15 protein-coding genes are annotated in these 21,068 nt (G+C 66.1%); 10 read left to right on the top strand and 5 right to left on the bottom strand.

Annotated elements, in window-relative coordinates:
- The first annotated feature begins 15 nt into the window (after positions 1-15).
- From ACSLUQ_RS09615 to ACSLUQ_RS09600, 4 genes are all read left to right on the top strand, one after another.
- Positions 16-1,041 carry an ABC transporter permease gene (locus tag ACSLUQ_RS09615; RefSeq protein ID WP_417773928.1) on the top strand — a complete coding sequence of 342 codons (1,026 nt, stop codon included), beginning with the start codon at positions 16-18 and terminating at the stop codon, positions 1,039-1,041.
- Complete coding sequence (locus ACSLUQ_RS09610) at positions 1,038-2,210, top strand: ABC transporter permease (protein WP_461808378.1); 1,173 nt, start codon at positions 1,038-1,040, stop codon at positions 2,208-2,210. The genes ACSLUQ_RS09615 and ACSLUQ_RS09610 overlap by 4 nt, the downstream gene beginning before the upstream one ends.
- Before the next feature lie 48 nt (positions 2,211-2,258).
- Positions 2,259-2,849, top strand: coding sequence for a class I SAM-dependent methyltransferase (locus ACSLUQ_RS09605; RefSeq protein ID WP_417773926.1), 591 nt, complete (start codon positions 2,259-2,261; stop codon positions 2,847-2,849).
- Positions 2,850-3,525: 676 nt separating this feature from the next.
- Positions 3,526-7,086, top strand: coding sequence for an autotransporter domain-containing protein (locus ACSLUQ_RS09600; RefSeq protein ID WP_461808377.1), 3,561 nt, complete (start codon positions 3,526-3,528; stop codon positions 7,084-7,086).
- Positions 7,087-7,166: 80 nt separating this feature from the next.
- Here the strand turns inward: ACSLUQ_RS09600 and ACSLUQ_RS09595 are convergent, their stop codons facing one another.
- Genes ACSLUQ_RS09595 through ACSLUQ_RS09575 form a run of 5 tightly spaced genes read right to left on the bottom strand, consistent with a single transcriptional unit; the run spans position 7,167 to position 12,711 of the window.
- The gene (locus ACSLUQ_RS09595; protein WP_461808376.1) at positions 7,167-7,937 is read right to left on the bottom strand and encodes a polysaccharide deacetylase family protein; all 771 of its coding nucleotides are present in this window, start codon (positions 7,935-7,937) and stop codon (positions 7,167-7,169) included.
- Positions 7,934-9,094 carry a glycosyltransferase family protein gene (locus tag ACSLUQ_RS09590; protein ID WP_461808375.1) on the bottom strand — a complete coding sequence of 387 codons (1,161 nt, stop codon included), beginning with the start codon at positions 9,092-9,094 and terminating at the stop codon, positions 7,934-7,936. Before ACSLUQ_RS09590 ends, ACSLUQ_RS09595 begins: the two co-directional genes overlap by 4 nt.
- A gap of 4 nt (positions 9,095-9,098) precedes the next feature.
- Positions 9,099-10,214, bottom strand: a complete 1,116-nt coding sequence (locus ACSLUQ_RS09585; protein ID WP_461808374.1) for a glycosyltransferase family 4 protein — start codon at positions 10,212-10,214, stop codon at positions 9,099-9,101.
- Between the two features lie 6 nt (positions 10,215-10,220).
- Positions 10,221-11,444 (bottom strand): glycosyltransferase family 4 protein, encoded by a 1,224-nt coding sequence (locus ACSLUQ_RS09580; RefSeq protein ID WP_461808373.1) that lies wholly within the window; start codon positions 11,442-11,444, stop codon positions 10,221-10,223.
- Positions 11,445-11,490: 46 nt separating this feature from the next.
- Positions 11,491-12,711 (bottom strand): glycosyltransferase family protein, encoded by a 1,221-nt coding sequence (locus ACSLUQ_RS09575; protein WP_417773920.1) that lies wholly within the window; start codon positions 12,709-12,711, stop codon positions 11,491-11,493.
- A 308-nt stretch (positions 12,712-13,019) separates the two neighbouring features.
- Here ACSLUQ_RS09575 and ACSLUQ_RS09570 point away from each other — a divergent pair, with 308 nt between their 5' ends.
- The 6 genes from ACSLUQ_RS09570 to ACSLUQ_RS09545 all read left to right on the top strand — a co-directional run bounded on the left by ACSLUQ_RS09570 (position 13,020) and on the right by ACSLUQ_RS09545 (position 20,972).
- Positions 13,020-15,611, top strand: coding sequence for an ABC transporter transmembrane domain-containing protein (locus ACSLUQ_RS09570; RefSeq protein ID WP_461808372.1), 2,592 nt, complete (start codon positions 13,020-13,022; stop codon positions 15,609-15,611).
- Positions 15,612-15,702: 91 nt separating this feature from the next.
- Positions 15,703-16,161, top strand: a complete 459-nt coding sequence (locus tag ACSLUQ_RS09565; protein WP_461808371.1) for a cyclic nucleotide-binding domain-containing protein — start codon at positions 15,703-15,705, stop codon at positions 16,159-16,161.
- Positions 16,158-17,006 carry an MBL fold metallo-hydrolase gene (locus ACSLUQ_RS09560; protein WP_417773917.1) on the top strand — a complete coding sequence of 283 codons (849 nt, stop codon included), beginning with the start codon at positions 16,158-16,160 and terminating at the stop codon, positions 17,004-17,006. Before ACSLUQ_RS09565 ends, ACSLUQ_RS09560 begins: the two co-directional genes overlap by 4 nt.
- A 108-nt stretch (positions 17,007-17,114) precedes the next feature.
- Positions 17,115-18,446, top strand: a complete 1,332-nt coding sequence (locus ACSLUQ_RS09555; protein WP_461808370.1) for an adenylate/guanylate cyclase domain-containing protein — start codon at positions 17,115-17,117, stop codon at positions 18,444-18,446.
- 106 nt (positions 18,447-18,552) lie between these two features.
- Positions 18,553-19,320, top strand: coding sequence for an SDR family NAD(P)-dependent oxidoreductase (locus ACSLUQ_RS09550; RefSeq protein ID WP_417773915.1), 768 nt, complete (start codon positions 18,553-18,555; stop codon positions 19,318-19,320).
- A 233-nt stretch (positions 19,321-19,553) separates the two neighbouring features.
- On the top strand, positions 19,554-20,972 hold the full coding sequence (locus ACSLUQ_RS09545; protein WP_417773914.1) for a DUF418 domain-containing protein: 1,419 nt from the start codon (positions 19,554-19,556) through the stop codon (positions 20,970-20,972).
- Positions 20,973-21,068 lie beyond the last annotated feature (96 nt).

Here is a 21,068-nt window from a genome sequence, read left to right as displayed (position 1 = left end):
CTGGGAGACCGCTTGATGCTCACTTACATTCTGCGCCGGATCCTGACGATGATCCCGACGCTTCTGGTGATCAGCCTGCTGATATTCGTGATCATCGAGTTGCCGGCGGGCGATTACATCTCGAACCAGATCGCCGCCCTGCGGGCGACCGGCGAGAGCGCGTCCATCGCCAAGCTCGAGTTCCTGCGCAGCGAATACGCGCTCGACCGGCCCTTCTTCGAGCGCTACCTGATCTGGGTCGGCCTCTGGCAGGGGCCGCACGGCTTCGACGGCCTGATCCAGGGCAACTGGGGCTGGTCCTTCGAGTATGAGAAGCCGGTTTCCGATGTGGTCGGCCCGACCCTGCCGCTGACCATCGTGCTCAACGTCGCCACCATCCTCTTCGTCTATGTGGTGTCCTTTCCGATCGGCATCTATTCGGCCACGCGGCAGTATTCCTGGGGTGACTACGGTTTCACCCTTCTCGGTTATCTCGGTCTGGCGACGCCCAACTTCCTGCTCGGTCTGATCCTGCTCTATTTCGCCAACCTGTGGTTCGGGCTCTCCATCGGCGGCATGATGGATCCGAAGTACATCGGCGAGCCCTGGAGCGTTGCCAAGGCGCTTTCGATCCTCGCGCACCTCGTGGTGCCGACGGTTGTCATCGGCACCGCCGGGACGGCGGCGATGATCCGCCGACTGCGCGCCAACCTGCTCGACGAACTGCACAAGCAATATGTGACCACGGCCCGCGCCAAGGGGCTGGGCGAGGCTCGGCTGCTGACGAAATATCCCCTGCGCATGGCGCTGAACCCGTTCATCGCCGATATCGGCAATCTTATTCCCGCACTGGTCTCGGGCTCGGTCATCGTCTCGGTGGTTCTGAACCTGCCGACCGTCGGCCCGGTTCTGCTCAATGCGCTGCAGTCGCAGGACCAGTTCCTGTCCGGCTTCATCCTGCTCTTTGTCGCCCTGCTGACGCTCTTCGGCATGCTTGTCTCCGACCTGCTGCTGGCCGTGCTCGATCCACGCATCCGACTTGGCGGGAGGGCGGGATCATGAGCGCCAACGACACGCGGGACGCACCGCTGGAGCATTTCGTCGACGCCGAGCCGTTCAACCCGGCCGCCGCCAAGACGCTGACGCCCGAGCAGGAGCGCTACTTCCAGGCCTCGCAGTGGAAGATCATGTGGTGGAAGTTCCGCCGCCACCGGCTCGCCGTGTGGTCTGGTGCGATCCTCATCCTCTTCTATCTCTGCGTTCCCTTCGCCGAGGTGATCGCGCCCTACGCGCCCTCGGAACGGTCCAACAACCATCTCTACGCGCCGCCGCAGACGCTGCGCCTCTTCCATGACGGGGCCTTCGTCGGTCCGTTCGTCTACGGGCTGAAGGCCGACATCGATCTGGAGACGGTGCGCTGGGTCTATGAGGAAGATCGCACCGACGTTCAGCCGCTGCGGTTCTTCTGCCAGGGCTCGGCCTATCAGTTCTGGGGTCTGTTCGAGGCACGGTTCCATCTGGTCTGTCCGGCCGAAGGCGGCACCTTCTATCCCGTCGGCACCGATCGGCTCGGGCGCGATGTCTTCTCGGGTCTCGTCTACGGCGCGCGCCTGTCGCTCACGGTCGGTCTGATCGGCGTCACGATTTCCATCGTGCTCGGTCTCGTCCTGGGCGGCATCGCCGGCTATTTCGGCGGCTTTGTCGACAGTCTCATCCAGCGCGTGATCGAGATCCTGCGCTCCCTGCCGGAACTGCCGCTGTGGATGGCGCTTTCGGCGGCGCTTCCGGTCACCTGGTCGCCGGTGTGGATCTACCTGGGAATCACGGTCATTCTCGGTCTTCTCGACTGGCCGGGACTGGCGCGCGCGGTGCGCTCCAAGCTCCTGTCGCTGCGCGAGGAGGAATACGCCAAAGCCGCGCTGCTGATGGGGGCGACGCCCTCGCGCGTTATCCGCAAGCATCTTCTGCCCGGCTTCACCAGCCATGTCATTGCCTCGGCATCGCTGTCCATCCCGGCGATGATCCTCGGTGAAACGGCGCTCTCCTACCTCAACCTCGGCCTGCGCCGCCCCGCCGTTTCCTGGGGCGTTCTGCTGAACGAGGCCCAGGACATTTCCGTCGTTGTCGTCTACCCGTGGCTGATGGCACCGGTCGTGCCGATCATCATCGTCGTCCTCGCCTTCAACTTCCTCGGTGACGGTTTGCGTGACGCCGCCGACCCGTATAAGTGAGAGGGCTGACGCCCCATGCGGGCGGGACCGATCAAACCGGAGACGATGATGGCGAAGAATGCGACGACCGCGGACGGCTGGGACGAGGAATACCGGCGCGGGCGCTGGGCATTTCTGCGCGATCTTCCCGAGAGCGGGCGTTACGGCATCATCGGCATGTGGCTGGCGCTGAACGGCGCGCTCGACAGCGTGCTCGACATCGGCTGCGGCGAGGGGCTGCTCTATGAGCGCCTGAAGCCCATGGGCGTCGACCGCTACGTGGGTGTCGATCTGGCGCCGGCGGCTCTTGGCATTGCCGATGTCGACCCGCAGATCGCCTCGCTCAGGGTCGGTGACCTGCACACGTTCGCGGCCCAGCCCGGTGAGACCTTTTCCGCCGTCGTCTTCAACGAAGTGCTGCACTTCTCGGAGGATCCGGCGGCGGCGGTCGCCCGTTACGTTCCCTTCCTGTCGCCCGACGGCGTCATCGCCATCTCGATGTATTCGCCCAAGCGTCCCGAGTCGGGTGCGAATCGCCTGATCGGGCGCCTCTGGGAGGCGACCGACGGTGCCGACTGGGAGGTGCTCGACGACTGCCGTCTGACCTCCGACAAGAAGAACGTCACCTGGCGCCTGCGCCTGATCCGCCCGAAGGGCTGAGGCTCCCCCAAGCGGCCTGAGCACGTCCTCAGGCCGCTTCGGGCTGTCCTGATTCCAGCGGGCAACGCCGCCCCACCTGGTCCCGCCGCGTGGTCGGCAGCCTCCCCTGCATCCCACTCTCGACGGCCCGCGCGCCGGATAGCACCCGTTTCCGGACACGGACCTCGCCGCGCGCGGTGAGATCCGTGCGCGCCATCTGAAGTTACCTAGCGTAATTTTCGACTTTTAAAATGTAGTTCCCCGCCTGACATTCCGCGAGAATGTTGCGTTCCGGTCACACTCCTGAGGCGGCTTTCTTGGTTCTGCAAATATGCTGGATCGGGCGCGTTGTTTCTGTTCTGTAAGTATCCAAGGGTTCGAATCGCGAATATTGAAAGGTTTCTTTCATTTTGGGGTGCTGAAAGTAACGGCAAGTTCCGGTGAGGGGTTATTCTTTCTGTTTTGACGGTTTTAATGTTTTGGAGAGTTGGGCGCCGATGGCGCCGCCTTGGGGGCAGGAATGACGCAATTGGCTTTTGAAGTTGACGCAACGTGCAAGCCGCGCCGGCGGGGCATCCTCCTTCGTGCGTCTGTCGCGCTTCTTGCGTCTTGCGCGCTGCCGCTTTCTGTCGTGCCAAATGCCCTTGCGGGAGATCTCGTCTTTGATGACGGGTTGCCTAGCGGAGTGTCTGCGCCCGTGACGGCCGGTAATATCACCGTGGGCGAGGCCAACACGGGAACCGTGGTCACTGTCACCGCGCCCGGCTCGATGTCGGCGACCTACGACATCACGCTCGGAAAATCTGCCGGGTCATCAGGCGCCGTGGAAACCAACGGCACAGTGACGTTGAGCGCGAACCGGTTCTATATCGGTGAGCAGGGTGAGGGGACCCTGACCCTTGCCGACGGAGCCACGGTTACCGCGGCGGGTGAATCGGCGAAGTTCTATGTCGGCTATTGGGGCGGCAGCAAGGGAACGGTCAACCTCTCCGGGGCAAGTTCAAGCCTTTCCGCCCACGACCTCAACATCGGCTGGAGCGGGACGGGCGAGATGACGGTCCAGAGCGGTGCCGATGTCGTCATTGCCCAGGATCTGACGCTCGGCAAGAACGCCCACACAACGGGCACGCTGACCGTGACCGGCGCGGGATCGACGTTGCAGGCCAGCCGGATCTATGTCGACGAAGCCGGTTCAGGCGCCTTGAACATCATGGACGGCGCCACGGTAACGACCACCGGCGACGACAAGGTCTATGTCGGCTGGGCCTATTCGCCTGGCGAGGCCGGCAGGATCAACATTGACGGCGTCGGTTCGAAGTTGACCACCGGCAGCCTGAGCGTCGGCTGGAGCGGAGCCGCCATCCTGGCGATTTCCAACGGCGGTGTCGCAGAGGTGTCCGGTGACACGTTGTTCGGCAAGAACAACGTGCCTGCGACCTCGGTGAGCGCGACGATCACCGGCGATGGTTCCCTGCTCTCCACCGACCGACTGTTCATTGGCGAGAGTGGCAGTGCCACGGTCAGTGTGCTGGACGGCGGCAAGATCTCGGTCGCCAATATTGTCGACATCGGCGTGAAGGAAACCTCGACCAGCAGCCTGACGATCAGCGGCATCAACGCGACGAGCGGCAAGGTGTCGACGCTCGAGACCAGCCGGGTGGTCGTCGGGCGCAACGGCAAGGGGACGCTGGCGGTCGAGAATGGCGGTCTTGTTTATGCGACCGCCACCATCCATGTCGGCCTGGAGCAGGGAAGCACCGGCAGGCTCGAGGTGTCCGGGGCCGGCTCGAAGGTCAAGTCCGACAGCAGCCTCTACGTCGGCAATGACGGTTCGGGCGAGCTTTCAGTCTCCGCAGGCGGCCGCGTCGAAGTCAGGGACGACGTCTATTTCGGCTATCACTCGACCGGCAACACCGGCAAGGGCCTGGTGACCGGCGCGGGGTCGACGCTTTCGACGTCGGTCCTGGAGGTCGGCCGCGGCGGTACGGGCGAACTCACGGTCGAGAACGGCGGCACGGTCGAGGTCAGCTCCATTGACGGCATATTCGTCGGCAAGGAAAGCGGCAGCAATGGCACGCTGGCGATCAACGCGGGCGGCACGGTGAACGCCGGTTTCGTCCACGTCGGTCTCGATGCAGGCTCGAAGGGTGCCGTCGTCGTCGACGGCGCCGGCGCGCATCTCGACCTGGCGGGTGGCTCCATGAACGTCGGCGAGAGCGGGGAGGGCTCCCTGACCGTGTCGAATGGCGGCAAGGTGTCCGGAAAGCTCCTCGATATTGCATCGGCGGCCGGTTCCGTCGGCACCGTCGTCGTGACGGGCGACGGGTCGCAGTGGGTCGCGGCCACGAGTTCAAGCCTCGGCAACCTCGGCAAGGGCAGCATGACGCTTGCCGCCGGTGGCGTGGCCTCGATGGCGTCGGGTGCCGGCACGCTGACCATCGCCGATCAGGTCGGATCCGAGGGTACGCTGAACATTGGCGCGGCCTCGGGCGAGACGGCGGTTGCCGCCGGCACGCTCAATGCGGCGGCCGTCACGTTCGGTGCTGGTACCGGCAAGATCGTCTTCAATCACACCGATACGGCCTATGCCTTCGCGTCCGATATCTCGGGCGCCGGCAGCGTCGACGTTCTTGCCGGAACGACGCGGCTTGGCGGCACCAACACCTACACTGGAGCCACGACGGTCTCCGGGGGAACGCTGGCTGTCGACGGCTCCGTTTCCGGTGCGATTTCGGTTCTTTCCGGCGGCACGCTGGATGGCATCGGCTCCGTCAATCAGGTGACGCTGGTCTCCGGCGCGACTGTTGCCGCGAGCACGGCCAATGGCACGTTGAACGTCACCGGCAACCTGGACTTTGTCAGCGGCTCCACCTTTGCTGTCGGCATCTCGCCCGATGGCAAGTCTGGCGTTCTGGACGTGTCCGGCGTGGCCAAGCTCGACAACAACGCGTCCGTCTTCGTCAAGGCGGCATCGAACGCCAGCGCCACCCCGGCCTATGCCGACTACTCCACCTACACGATCTTGACCGCGGCTGATGTCGACGGGAAGTTCGGTTCCGTCTCCGACGACTTTGCCTTCCTGGACGCAGCACTTGGCTACACGGATACGACCGTCACGTTGACGCTGGAGCGCAACGACGTGAGCTTCGCAAGCCTTGGCAACACACAGAACGAGAAGGGTGTTGCCGGCGGGATCGAGAGCCTCGGCCCGTTCAATCCGCTCTACAGCGCCGTCCTTCGTCTGCCGACCGGAACATCGCCGACGGTCTTTGATCAGCTCACCAACGAAGACTCCGTCAGCGTCAACACCGTGGTTTTCCAGGGCGCCAGCTTCGTTCGTCAGACGGCCAATCAGCGCATGCGCGCTGCCTCGGGCGGCATTGGCCCGATGCCTGCTGTCGCCTTCCACGGCGCGGGGGCGGCTCCCCGTCAGGATGGCGGCGTCAGCGTCTGGGGGCAGGCCTACGGCGGCTGGGGACAAAGCGCCAAGACCTCTGAGAGCCAGGGCCTGAAGCACAGCACCGGCGGTCTGTTCGTCGGCGCCGATATGCTGGTGTTCGACACGTGGCGCGCCGGCGTGCTGGCCGGCTTCGGCCGCACGCATGTCACCGGCTCCGCCTCGGCTGCCGACATCGACACCTATACCGTCGGTGCCTACGCGGCGAACAGCTTCGGGCCGGTCAACGTGCATCTCGGCGCGTCCTACGGTCTGAGCGACATTTCGAGCGACCGCAGCGTTGTCTTCCCCGGGTTTACCGACCAGCTGTCGTCGCGGTACAATTCCAACGTTGCCCAGGCCTTCGCGGAAGTCGGATATGAATTCGACACGACTTTCGCCCGGTTCGAGCCGTTTGCCAGCCTCGAGGTCGCCTACCAGAGCACCGACGATTACGCCGAAACCGGAGGTGCGTCGGCGCTGAAGGTCAATTCATCGTGGCAGGTCCTTGGTGTGTCGACGCTGGGCATGCGGATGGAGCGTCAGTTCCTCGAGACGGAGGCAGTGACCGCGAGCCTCAACGGGTCGCTCGGCTGGCGTCACGCCCTGGGCAATCTGAACAATGTCTCGACGATGCGGTTTTCGGGTGGTGATGCGTTCAACGTGATCGGCACGCCGATGGACCGTGACAGCGCGCTGATCGAGGCTGGCGTCAAGTTCGAGTTCACCGAACAGGTCCAGATCGATCTGAGCTATCAGGGCGGTTTCGGCAACGTGGCGCAGGACAACGCCTTCAAGGCGCGCTTTACCGCCCGCTTCTGAAACGAAACGCCCCTTTGAAACGACAACGGCCGGAGACTTCGTCTCCGGCCGTTTCGCTTTGGTGACGTCGCCTGTCGGGCCTAGGCGCCCTTCGGCAGGAACTCGGCGACGCGGGCAAAGTGCGCGCCGGGATGGCGGGCCAGGATCGCAAGCGTCCTGTCGAGGAAGTCGAAGCTCGCATCGTCCTGCGCCAGATGGTGGGAGAGCAGGCCGAGCGGTTCGTGCGCATTGGTGCGGCGGCGGGCGAGCTGGTAGTCGAAGCGCAATCCCGCCGACGGCCAGCCGATGAAGCGGCGTCCCTTCTTCCATTTGATCATGTCGACATGGGTCTGCACATGCAGCCGGTCGCGCGGGTGGAACTGGGTGAAGGTGGAGATGGCGAGGAGACCGGCCTCGCCGATACGGGCGGTGATCTGCGGCGCGATCCGGTTCCACGGCGGTACCATGACGGGCACGAAACGTGTGCCGAAGAGTTGTCGCAGGCGCGCGCTGCCCGCCGCGATCTCGGCGATCGCCTCGTCCACGTCACGGCGACGGCCGAACTCCGCGGCCTTCTCGCCACGCGCCTTGTCCTGGAAGTTGCGGTGCTGGTAGCCGTGCTGCAGGACGCTGACGAAGGGTTCTGCGGCGAGCCGTTTTGCAAGCGCTGGCGTCGCGTCCTTCGGGATTACGGCGAGCGCCACCTCGATCTCATGGGCATTGGCGATGGCGACAAGCTGGTCAAGCGCATCACTCGGCTCCACCGCGTCGTCGTCGCGCCACCATATCGGCACGCTCATGCCGCGCTCGGCAAACCAGTCGAGGTGGCGGTTCAGCCCGTCGCGGAAGTCCTCGAAGCCGCTTCCACTCATGCCGCACGTTCCCCAAGCGCTGTGATCAGCCGGTCGGCTGCAGCCTCGGCACCGCCGAGGCGGACCGAGAAGCCGTCCTGGCGCGGAAGCTCCAGCGCCGCGTCGGCCGCGCCGGCAAGCTGCTCCGCCGTCAGCCCGGCTTCGGCCACGGCGACGGCGCGGCCGTGGCGCACCAGCGCCTCGGCGCGCTGCGCCTGTTCGGTCTCCCGGATCTGGGCGAAGGGGACGAGCACGCTGGGCACGCCGGCGCGCAGCACGTCGAGCACGGTGTTGTAGCCTGCCTGGCTGATGGAAAGCCGGGCGCGCGCCAGAAGCGAGGGGAAGTCCGCCCGGGCCCGCTCGACCACAATGCCATCTCCGGCCCGCGCGACGAGCCCGTCGAGCGTGGCGGCGTCGATGTCATGGCCGGCGAGCAGGCGCCAGCGACAGTCCTGCGCCCTGCGTGACAGGGCGCGCGCGTCGATGGCCCGTGCAAGCAGGTCCGCCCCCACCGCGCCGCCGCCGCAGGAGACGATCACCTCGTCCACGCCGTCGCCGTCCGGCGCCTCGGGCCGCGCACCGCTGGTGTCGACGAACCCCGTGTAGGACACGAGGTCGGCGATCTCCCTGGTAAAGGGAAAGCTGTCCTCCAGCCGTACGAAATCCGGGTCGGAATGGACGAGAACGAGGTCGTAGGCGGCCCGCGCCCGCGTTGCCATTTCCTGCTCCTTCCAGAGCTCCTGCTTGCGCACCAGAATGTCACGGATCGAGGCGGCGATCAGCGGAGGCCTTGCCGCCGCCGTCGCTGCGGCGAGGAGCGGTTCCATCTCGAAGGCGAAGGGGCGTCGGCCGAAGGGCCATGTCTCCGTCAGGAGCAGGTCGAAGTCACGGGCGGCGAAGGCGGCAAGCGTTGCCTCGCGTCGCGCCGCCTTCCAGGCGTCGTCGATCTCGCGCCCGTCCGGCGTCAGGAAGGCCTTGAAACGTGCGTCCCTGGCCCGTACCGGCGGCAGCTCGACCACGTCGAGGCCCGAGAGGTCGGCAAGCGGTGGCGGCGTGTTGCCGGAGGCGAGCGTCACCGCCACGCCGCGCGCGGCAAGTGCGCGACCGATTGCGGCGGCCCGCAGCAGATGTCCGGTGCCGAGAAGGTGCTGGACGTGGATGAAGGCGGAAAGGGTCATGGTGTCACCGGGTAGCGCGGGCCGCTTGAAGGCGCAAGGCGTCGCGCAGGAAGCCGTCGAGCCGTTTCGCGCCGGCCGCCAGCGTGTGATGTGCGCGGATATGGGCGCGCGCCGCATCGCCCATCGTCGTTGCGCGATCCGGGTGTTCCAGAAGCGTCGCGAGATTGGCCGCGAAGGCTGCCGCATCGCCTTCGCGGGAGAGCAGGCCGCTCGTGCCGTTGGCCACCACGTCGGGCACGCCGAAGGTGGCGCCGCCGACGATGGCAAGCCCGGCTGCCTGGGCTTCGAGGAAGACGAAGCCGAACGCCTCGCGCACCGCCGGCCACACGAGAATATCGTGACCGGCATAAAGCAACGGCATGGCGTCGGCGGCGATCTCGCCGGCGAAACGCGCCGGCAGGCTGGCAAAGAGCTTTTCCACCTGGCTCCGGCAGGGGCCGTCACCGGCAACGGTCAGCCGGTAGCGCGCCGGATCGATCCGGCGAAGCGCCTCGGCGAGCACAGTGTAGGAGGCCAGTTTCGCGCCCTCGCGCATCATGCCGACAGCAAGGAGACGCGGCGGGTCGCCGTCCCGGCGCGACGTGCGCGGCGTCTCCAGAAACGGGTCCGCGTTGAGAAACGGAGGGACAAGCGCCAGGCGCTCGTTGTCGACCACATCCTGAAGGCAAGCGAGATCGGCGCGGTGAAGCGCGCCCACCTGGTCGGCGCGGGCAAGGCCCGCGTCGGCGGCGGCAAAGCCATACGCCCAGTCGCCGGTCCGCCGCTTCGGCGCGCGGCTTGCCTCAAGCACCGCATAGGCCGCGCCGAAGCGCGTCGCGAGCGCCGGGCCGATCCAGTCGGGAGCCTTGTGGTAGAGATGATAGGTGAGGAACACATCCGGGCGGTAGCCCTCGGCGTGCCAGCGGTCGCCGACGCGCAGGGCCTCGGCCAGCGCCTCCGCCTCCAAGCCCTGCTGCATGGCGATGCCGCCGGTCCCGCGCCAGGAGCGGAAGCCGGTGGCGATGCGAACCTCGTGCCCGGCCGCCGCCAGCGCGGCGACGATCAGCCGCCCCATGGTGCGCTCTCCCGAGGGGGTCGGGTCGTCGAGCGGTTTCATCGGGGCGGTGAAGGCGATGCGCATGGCGCGTTACAGCACGGCCTTGAACCGCTCGGCAAGAAGATCGATGCCCGGGTCGGAGGAAAAGCGGGCGCGCACGTCATCGGCCGCCGCCTGTCCCAGCCGGTCGCGCCTCGACGGGTCCCGGGCGAGGCTCTCGAGCGCGGCGGCGAGTGTTGCCGGCTCCTCGGGAGGCACCAGAACGCCCGTCTCCCCGTCGCGGATCAGCTCCGGGATTGCCGAGACATTGGTGGCAAGGCAGCAAAGGCCCATGGCCTGCGCCTCCATCAGCACATTGGGCAGGCCGTCGCGATCGCCGGATCGGGCGATCTTCGAGGCGAGTACGAAGACGTCGGCGCGCTCGGCGGCGGCGATCACATCCTCGCGCGGGCGCGCGCCGTTCCAGGTGATGCGCCCGGCGATCCCGAGCCGCTCGGCCAGGGCCGTCAGGTCGCCGGCCTTCTCGCCGCCTCCGATATGCTCGAAGTGCCAGTCGAGATCGTCCGGCAGGCGGGCAAGGGCGGCAAGCACGTCGTCATACCCCTTCTTTTCGACCGCACGCCCGACCGAGAGGATGCGCACCGGCCGCCCCCGCGCGCCATCGTGCATCCGCGTCCTTGCCGCGCGTCGCGGAAACGGCGTGAAGTCGAGCCCGTGATAGACAAGCGTGATCTTCTCCGGCTCGGCCGCGAGCCCGCGCAGATGTTCGACGTTGACCCGGGTGCAGGTCACGCCCCAGGCGGCGTCGTCGAGCTTCACCTTGAGGTCCCAGTCCGGGCTCGTCCAGATGTCCTTGGCATGGGCCGAAAAGGACCAGCGCCGGCCCGAAAGATGCGCCGCGTAACGTGCCACCGAGCAAGGCGTGTGCAGGTAGTGGGTGTGGATCCAGCTCACGTCCTGCGGCAGTTCATGCGCCAGCACGCAGGCCTGTCCCCAGCGCCGCTGGCGGTTGGCGTTGTGCTCATGCGCGAAATCCGCCTCGTAGAGCGCACGCGCGGCGGCGTGGGTCGGTTGCGCCTCGGCCCAGCGGCGGGCGCGGGCGACACGCGCCGGGTCGTCCTTGATGTACTCGGGAAGATAGAGCACCTCGGCGCCGATCTGCCGGTGCACCTCGTGGATGAACGGATCGTAGGGCTTTCGCAGCGCCACGATGAGCTGGCCGACGCCGCGGCGCTCTAGCCCCAGGATCTCCTGGGCAATGAAGGTCTCGGACAGGCGCGGATAGCCTTTGACGACGACGGCGATGCGGGACATGTCGGGATATCCGGGTGTGTCGGGGTGCGTTGCGCGGGAAGGGCGCTCAGTGGGCCGGGATCATTCCCGGCGTGGCGCGCGGCGTGCGCGCGTCGAGTATCGCCTCCACGCGGTCGCCGATGGCCGTCAGTCCGTCGAGCAGATTGTCGATGCCCGCCGTCGATGGCGGCGCCAGCCAGGGCAGTTCGGCAAGCGCGTTGATCATCTTGCTCACGTCCGGATAGTCCTCGATGGGAAGAACCTTGAGCAGGCCGATCTTTTCGGCGCGGGTGGCGCGGATCGACTGCTCCCGGCGCGGCACCACGCGCGGCACCAGCAGCGTCGGCTTGTCGAACGACAGGATCTCGCAGAACGTGTTGTACCCACCCATGCCGACGATGGCGCGCGCACCCGCCATATAGGGCTCGATGGTCGGCAGGAAGCGCATGACGTGCACGTCGCGCAGGAGCTCCGCGCGGGACTGGAACTCCGCCGCCGCCGAGGCCGGCATGAAGGGGCCAAGCACGATCAGCGCGGGGAACAGCGGTTTGGTGCGCGCCTCATAGGCCCGCATCACCCAGTCGACCATCTCCACCCCGTCGCCGCCGCCGCCCGGCGTGACCAGGATATAGGGCTCGTCGTCGAAGGGCAGGGGCTCGGCGATGCGTGCGTCGGCCGGGATGGTGCGGCGCAGGTAGCCGGTGTTCAGCGCCTTGTCGTGCACGGACCTGGGCAAGTCCATGCCTTCGAGCGGGTTGTGCAGGTCGGGCGGACCGTAGATCCAGATCTCGTCATAGAGATCGCGCAGCGCTGGATCGACGTTCTTGCGGGTCCACTCCTCGCGCAGCACCGCCGGATCGTCCATGACGTCGCGCAGCCCGAGCACCAGTCGCGTGTTGCCCTGCCGCTTGAGCATTTCCAGCGTGCCGAGGATCTCGCCGCGCAGGCCGAGCGGCTCCTTGTCGACGATCAGGATGTCGGGGTCGAAGACCTTGGCCGTGTGCTCGATGATCGAGGAGCGGATGGCGAGGATGTGTTCGATGTTCAGTGACAGCGACAGCGGCGTGTATTCGCCGTTCCGCAGCTTGATGACGCCGGGGATGCGCACGAAGTCGACGCGCGAGCGGAACTCGAAACTGCCGATGATCGGCGAGCCGGACAGTATCAGGACCGACAGGTCCTGAAACCGCCGGGCCAGCGCATGGGCGATGGTGCTGCAGCGGCGCAGGTGTCCGAGCCCGAAGGAGTCGTGACTGTAGATCAGGATCTTCGGGGAGCTGTTGATCATGCAAGCCTGTCTCGTAAGCGCAACCGCATTCCACGAACGACCACGCACCCGAATTTTCATTCTGTCTAGCGGGCGCGTAAATGGGATGCAAGGCCCCGGCACGGTGGAGAAGGGTGCCATGCCCGGCAATTCGCTTTGGTTTTTGTTCGGTTGCCGCTTTCGGTGAACTGGTGCTTTGTGGCAGGAAGGTTATGATATGCCGATGAACGGGTGAAAGGGGATGTCGACCGATCTGGTCCCCGAGCAGGCGTTTTGCGGTTGTTGACGAATTCGGTTGTTGGCGAATAAGGCGCGAGAACGCGGCTCGTATGGAAAAAAGTCTTTTCAACTTTATCTGGCGCTACAGCAAGCGCCAGCAGATGGTGATCCTGCTCATCACCATCGTCTCCTATCCGGTTACCTATGTTCTGCTCGAACTGCCGAAGCTGATCGTCAACGACGCGATCCAGGGCGAGAATTTCCCGCGCGCTGTTTATGGCCTCGAGTTCGACCAGGTCTCCTATCTGGTGCTGCTCTGTTTCGCCTTTCTCGGCCTTGTCGTCCTGTCGAACGGCATCAAGCTGATCCTCAACGTCTTCAAGGGGCGACTCGGCGAGCGCATGCTGCGCCGCCTGCGCTTCGAGCTTTTCCAGCGGGTGCTGCGCTTCCGCTTGCCGCACTTCAAGAAGGTGAGTTCGGGCGAAATCATTCCGATGATCACCTCCGAGGTGGAGGACGTGGGAGGGTTCATCGGCGAGGCGATCGCCCTGCCGGCCTATCAGGGCGGCATGCTGGTGGTGCAGATCGGCTTCATCTTCATGCAGGATCCGCTGCTCGGGCTCGCGGCGATCTCCTCCTATCCGATGCAGGCCTATGTCATTCCCAAGCTGCAGCGCCGCGTCGTGCGCCTGTCGCGCGAGCGGGTCCGCAACACCCGCGTGATCGCCGACAAGGTGGGTGAGTCGATCGGCGGCATCTCCGAGATCCACGCCAATGACGCCTCTGCCTGGCATTCGGCCGACATCGCCGAGCGGCTCTATACCAACTATCTGATCCGCTTCAAGATTTTCAACTGGAAGTATTTCATAAAGTTCCTCAACAACTTCATGAACCAGTTGACGCCGTTCCTGTTCTACCTGATCGGCGGCTGGCTGGTGATCGAGGGCAATCTGTCCATCGGCGCGCTGCTGGCGGTGATCGCGGCCTACAAGGATCTGGCCGGCCCCTGGAAGGAGCTGCTGGCCTACTACCAGATGGTCGCCGACGTCGACGTGAAGTACCAGACCGTGGTGGAGAACTTCGATCCGGTCGACATCTACCCGGTGTCGCGTCTGGTTGACGATCAGGACGTGCGGCTCGAGGGCGATCTGGTGATGAAGAGCGTCAGCTTCTCCGGCGGTGCAGCCGGGCAGGAGGTGTTCGACGTCAGCTTCAAGGTCGCCGCCGGCGATCATGTCACGATCCTCGGCCCGGATGGATCGGGGCGCTCCGAGGTCCTCCAGCTCGCCGCCGGTCTGATCGGCGCGACGGGCGGTCGGGTGGAGATCGGCGGGCACAATCTCGACAACCTGTCGGAATCGGTGCTCGGCCGCCAGATCGCCTATGTGGGGCCGTCGGTGCATGTGTGGACCGGCACGCTGCGTGACAACATCTTCTACGGATTGCGCCACCGGCCACTGCGCCCGCCAGAGCGCGACAGCGCGGCGACGAGCGAGCACGACCGCCGTCTCGCCGAAGCCGATGCCACCGCCAATCCGGTGTATGATGTCGAGGCGTCCTGGGAGGATCTCGACCGGGTCGGCCTGGCAGACCTCGACGGGCTCGACGGACGCGCGCTCGAACTGATCGAGATGACGGGTCTTGCGCCGGATGTCTACCGCATGGGCCTGCAGGCGCCGATTGATCCGGAGCGCTGGCCGGACGTGGCGGAGAAGATCCTCGCCGTGCGTCGGGCGCTGGCCGACAAGGTTGAAAGTGACCCGACCCTTTCGGCCATGATCGAGCTGTGGCACGTCGATCAGTTCAACAACTCGGCCTCGGTGGCGGAAAATCTGCTGTTCGCGGCACCGGCCGACCCGAACGAGGGGCTTGCCTCGCTTGCCGCCGACCCGGATGTCGGGGCCGCGCTCAAGGAGACCGGGCTTGTCCCGCAGCTCGTCGCCATCGGCCGCAAGATCGCCGAGACCATGGTCGAGCTGTTCGCCAATGTCTCGGGCGATTCCGGCCTTCTGGGCGACTATTCCTTCATCACCCAGGATGAACTGCCGGAGTTCGAACGCATCACCCGCGCGGCCCGCATGGGCGACAGCGGCAAGGCCGGGCTGACGCCGGCCGACGAGGCCCGGCTCATCGGCCTTGCCTTCAAGCTGGTGCCGGCCCGTCACCGTCTCGGCCTGCTCGACGACGACCTGCGCGCCAAGATCGTCGCCGCCCGCGGGACCTTCCACAAGCGGCTGGCCCGGCGCGAGGGGCGTATCGTCCAATTCGACCCGGAGCGCTACATCGCTCCGATGTCGGTGGAGGACAACCTGCTGTTCGGCCGTCCGCGGGTCGACCGGCGCGACGCGCGCGAGCGCATCGAGAAGGTTATCCGCACACTTGTGGAGGAGATGGAGCTGCGTGTGCCGATCATTCGCGCCGGCCTCGATTTCCATGTCGGCGTCGCTGGTTCGCGCCTGTCGACCGGGCAGCGTCGCCGTGTCGCGCTGGTACGCGCGCTGATGAAGAACGCGCCGATCACCATCCTCGACGACACCGCGGCCAGCATGAGCGACGACGACAAGTCCATTCGCGCCATGCTGCGTGGCGAACTCGAGGGGCGCATGCTGCTCTTCGGCTCGTCGAATTTGATCGTGTCGGAGGAATTCGACCATAGTATCGTCATGAACCAGGGTCGCGTGCGCGGGGAGGAGGAGGACTGATGACCGCTTTCTTCGGCTCGCGTCCCTTGTCGGGAAAAACCTGGGCGGCCCACGGCACAAGATCGCCGGCGCTGCGCCCGAAGGAGGTAATGTGACCCTTGACGCGGAAGTCGATGCGTTGCGGCGCGTGCCGCTTTTCCGGGGCATCGATGCGACGAAGCTGAGGCTGCTGGCCTTCATCTCCGACCGCACCCGCTTCGCGGCTGGCGAGCGACTGTGCAATCAGGGAGAGGAGGGCGACAGCGCGTTCATCATCCTGGAGGGGGCGGCGGACATCCGCGTCGACACGCCGGACGGGGAGAAAACCGTTGCCAGGGTGGGGCGTCATTCCATTGTTGGCGAAATCGCGATCCTGTGCGACGTTCCGCGTACCGCCTCCGTGGTCGCCGCGGAGGAACTCGATGTCCTGACCGTCTCCAAGGACGATTTCCTTCGTTTGCTCAAGGAGTTTCCTGACATGTCGCTCGAGGTCATGCGCACGCTTGCGCAGCGTCTGGAACGGACCACACAGGATCTCGCGGCGCTCAAGGCGTCAGGCGAAGCGGCGTGAAGCGGGCAGGCGACGTGGCGGGAAGTTCCGGGCTGTCTCTCAAGATCTGGGGCGTACGCGGGTCCACGCCGACACCCGGAGAAGCGACGCTGCGCTATGGCGGCGAGACCACCTGCTTCGAGCTCAGGGCCGGCAGCGACCTGATCCTCGTCGATTGCGGCTCCGGCGCCCGGCTTCTCGGCTCGGCGCTAATGGCGGAGCCGCCCCGAGCGCTCGACCTGTTCTTCACTCACACCCATCTCGACCACATCTGCGGCCTTCCGTTCTTCAAGCCGGCCTATGACGAGCGTTTCCGCATCGATGCCTGGGCCGGTCATTTCGCCGACAAGTCGGGGCTGATGGACATCATCTGCCGGATCATGTCGCCGCCGATCTTCCCGGTCGCGGCCAAGCAGTTGAAGGCCGTGACCTTCCGCAATTTCAACGCCGGCGAGACCGTGGAGCGGACCGGCGAGATTGCCGTCACGACGGTGTCCCTCAATCACCCGGGCGGGGCCACCGGCTATCGCTTCGAACACGGTGGCAAGTCGATCTGCATCATCACCGACCACGAGCACGGCGTGCCTGAGCATGACCGGGCGGTGCGCCGCTTCGTCGAGGGCGCGGATGTGATGATCTACGACGCCATGTTCACCGACGCCGAATATCCGACCTATGCCGGCTGGGGGCATTCCACCTGGCAGAAATGCGTCGAACTCGCGCTGGATGCGGGTGTGCGCCAGCCGGTGCTGTTCCACCACGATCCGCGCCGCTCGGACGACGCGCTCGACGCCATCGCGCAAGAGGCGGTGAAACTCCACCCCGGCTTGCTGGTGGCCCGCGAGGGCATGGTGCTTACCCCCTGATACGGCGTCCGGTCCGGCCTCCGCGAAGCGTGACTTGCCGACGAGGTTCGGTCGTTGTCTGATGCCACGACGGCCATTTCGCGCCGGCGGAAAGGGAGGAGAGGCGACGTGGCCGCATCGCAGCCGCCTGCCGGGGCAGCCGGGCATGTCCCCGCGCGTGTCGCCGCCGAGATCCGCGCCCGCGAGGCCAGCGCCGAACGACTGATCGGCTGGATCCAGCTTGCGCTCGTCGTGTTCTTCGCCGCGCTCTATTCGCTCGCCCCGCGCGCCGAGGGCGGCAGCGGGTTCAACTTCGTGCCGCTGGCGCTCGGCGCCTATTTCCTTTTCACTCTCAGCCGCCTGGTGCTTTCCTACCGCATCGAGCTGCCGACCTGGTATCTGCTGCTGTCCATCGTCGTCGACGTGGCGCTGCTCTGCGGCCTGATCTTTTCCTTCCACATCCAGTACGCCCAACCCGCGAGCTTCTATCTGAAGGCGCCGACGGTGATGTATCTCTTCATCTTCATCGCCCTGCGCGCGTTGCGGTTCGATCCGCGTTTCGTGCTGGCGACCGGGCTGGTGGGCAGTCTCGGCTGGGCCGCGCTGGTCGGCTATGCGGTGCTGCCGGCGCTGTCGGAGATGCGTGTCACCCGCAATTACGTCGAATATCTCACCTCCAACGCCATCCTCGTCGGCGCGGAGCTGGACAAGGCCATCGTCATCGTTGGCGTGACGCTGCTGTTGGCGCTGGCGCTGCATCGCGGGCGGCAGGTTTTGGTCGCCGCCGTGCGCGAGGAGGCCGCCGCTTCCGATCTCAAGCGCTTCTTCTCGCCCGAGGTCGCCAGCTCGATCACCGACGCCGACGAGATGCTCGTCGCCGGGCGCGGCGAAGTGCGTGAAGTGGCGGTGCTCATGGTCGACATTCGCGGCTTCACCCGCATGGCGGCTGCCCTGCCGCCGGAAACGGTGATGGCGGTGCTGGCCTGCTATCAGGAGGACGTGTCGCGTGTGATCGCGCGCAACGGCGGGCGGGTCGACAAGTTCCTGGGCGATGGCGTGCTGGCGACCTTCGGCGCGGTCACGCCGAGCGAGACGGCCGCCGCCGATGCCCTGCGCGCGGGGCGCGAACTGCCCGCCACATTCGCCGGTCTCGCTCCCGCGCTAGCGCGGCTCGGCTGGCCGGAGGATCTGCGCGCCGGTGCCGCCGTCGCCGCCGGGCCGGTCACCGTCGGCGTCGTCGGGTCGGTCGACCGGCTCGAGTTCACGGTGATCGGCGATGCGGTGAACCGGGCGGCGAAACTCGAGGACGCCAACAAGGCGGAACGGACCACCGTGCTCACCGACGCGGAGACTTTTGCCAGGGCGGTGGCGCAGGGGCTCGATGCGGCCGGCGTCGAGCACAGGCCCGCCTGCACCGTCGCCGGCCTGGCGGGCCCTCGCGATCTCGTCGTCATCGCCTGACTGCGTATTCCCGCCAAGGCTTGACCGTCCCCTGTCCGTCTGTAACCTCTGCGGCTTCGGAGGAGGCTCGCGCCAAAGGTGCGGGCGCAACAACTTGGGAGTGAAAATGGAGCTTCGCGAAGGTCTTTCCGCCGTTGTCACCGGCGGTGCGTCCGGTCTCGGCGCGGCAACAGCGCGCCGACTGGCATCCGCCGGGGTCAGGGTCACGCTTTTCGACATGAACGTCGAGCAGGGCGAGGCGGTGGCCAGGGAAATCGGCGGCGCCTTCGTCGCGGTCGACGTGACCAGCGACGAGAGTGTGGAGAAGGGGTTCGCCACAGCCCGCGAGCACTTCGGCGTCGAGCGCATTCTCGTCAATTGCGCCGGTATTGCCCCGGGAGCCAAGACCACCTCGCGCGGTGAACCGCACTCGCTTGCGCTTTTCGAAAAGGTCATCGCCGTCAATCTGGTCGGCACCTTCCGCTGCATCGCCCATTCCTCGACGGGCATGAGCGGGCTGGAGCCGGTGACCGCCGACGGCGAGCGCGGCGTCATCGTTTCCACCGCCTCCGTCGCCGCCTTCGACGGTCAGGTCGGCCAGGCCGCCTACGCCGCCTCGAAGGGCGGCATCGCCTCGCTGACGCTGCCGGTCGCGCGCGACCTGTCGCGTTCCGGCATTCGCGTCGTCACCATTGCGCCCGGTCTGTTCGAGACGCCGATGCTTCTCGGCCTGCCGCAGGATGTGCAGGACTCCATCGGCCAGCAGATCCCGTTCCCCTCGCGGCTTGGCAAGCCGCAGGAGTATGCCGACCTCGTTGCCGCGATCTGCGAAAACGGCATGCTCAACGGCGAGACCATCCGTCTCGATGGCGCGATTCGCCTCGCGCCGCGCTAATCGCGCAAGACTGCGTTCGCAAGGCCGTCGCGGTGTCCATCGCGGCGGTTTCTTGTTTTTCACGCGGACATTTCATGGCGGTCATGCGCGCGCAGTGGCGCTTGCGTCGACCTCCTGCGAGGACTGCATAGCTGCCACAATTGATGTGTGATCCGGCTCCGATTTTTCTTGTCGCGTCGCGCGACGACGCGTAATTCTTCCGCAAATACATGCGTATTCCCGGAAAAGCTAAAGTGGATCAAAGCATCCCGTCCACGGCCGGTGCCGTGGTTTCGCCCGTGCCGGCGTCCGAGCGCCTGCCCGTGCTCGACGCCCTGCGCGGTCTCGCCGCGCTCGGCATTTTGTGGCGCAACATCTTCGTCTTCGGCCTGCCGACGGTCGCCTTCTCGCTGCCTGAGCAGTGGGGGTTGGCGATCGACTGGAACGTGACCACATGGCTGTTCGTCGTCATTTTCGTCGATGGCACCATGCGTGGCCTGTTCTCGATGCTGTTCGGCGCGACCGCGATCCTGATCATGGACCGCTACGAGCGCCGCCCGGGGGGGCTCTTCGCCGCCGATCTCTATTTTCGTCGCCTGATGTGGCTCGTCGCCTTTGGCCTTGTCCATGGCTACCTGCTGCTGTGGCCTTATGACGTTCTCTACGTCTACGGGCTTCTCGGCATGTTCCTCTTCGTCTTCCGCAATCTGCGCGGCCGCAGTCTGCTGATGATCGCGCTGGCGCTTTTCGTCGTGTCCTCGCTCAAGGACGGCACCGGCTGGAGCCTCGACCAGGCTTCCGTTGAGGCCTATGATTCCCAATTGTCCGCCGCGGCCGACACGCCTCAAGACACCGGCTCCGAGGTAGGGGCCGATGCCGGCGCGCAGGACCTGCCCGATATCGTCGCGGCCCCGCGCCCGGACACTGCCACCGGCGAGGCTGCCGGCGCCGATGCCGCGCAGGTCGACGAGGCCGAGCAGGCGGAGGAGGAGGAAGCGGCCCAGCAGATCCAGGAACTGGAGCGGCTCGCGCTTGCCGAGATGGACGAGCGGCTTGCCTCCTATCCCGACCTGCTGCGCACCATTGCGCTGGAGACCTTCCAGGAGCAGACGACGCTGTTCTTCTCCGATCATGTCCTCGATGTGGGGTCGATGATGTTCTTCGGCATGGCGCTTTTCCGCCTCGGCGGATTGTCCGGGCGCTGGCGCACGCGCACCTATCTGGCGATGGCGGTCGCCGGTCTTGGCGGCGGCGTTCTGCTCGGCTTCCTGATCCACGGCACGACGACGCTCGCCGCCTGGGAGGCCTATTCGATCGGTGACTGGGACGCCTATTTCTACAACGCCCGCCGCCTGCTGCTCTGCCTCGGTCTGATCGGCCTGTTCAATCTGGTGCTGCGGGCGAAGGCGGGGGCGACGCTGCTGCTGCCCTTCGTCGCCGTCGGGCGCATTCCGCTGACCATCTACGTCGGTCAGACGGTGATCTGCATCTTCCTGTTCTACGGGATCGGTTTCGGCCTGTTCGGCACCATGGAACACCATGAACTGCTGGGCGTCGCCTTCCTTATAAACCTGGCGCAGATTGTCTTCGCGCTACTGTGGCTGCGGTCCGGCCGACAGGGGCCGCTGGAGGCGCTGCTGCGCCTTCTGATCGCCGGTGGCAGACAGCACTGAACCGCAGGGGAGCCCAACGGAAAGGCGGCTCCCCGCGACTGCTGCAGGCCTTGCCCTTTCGTCGCGCTGATGCGCAGACTGGGCAAGGAAAGGGCG

Source organism: Stappia sp. ICDLI1TA098 (genome assembly GCF_054880955.1).
The sequence above is the reverse complement of the archived record's forward strand: the minus strand, read 5'-3'. Positions and strand labels throughout refer to the sequence as shown.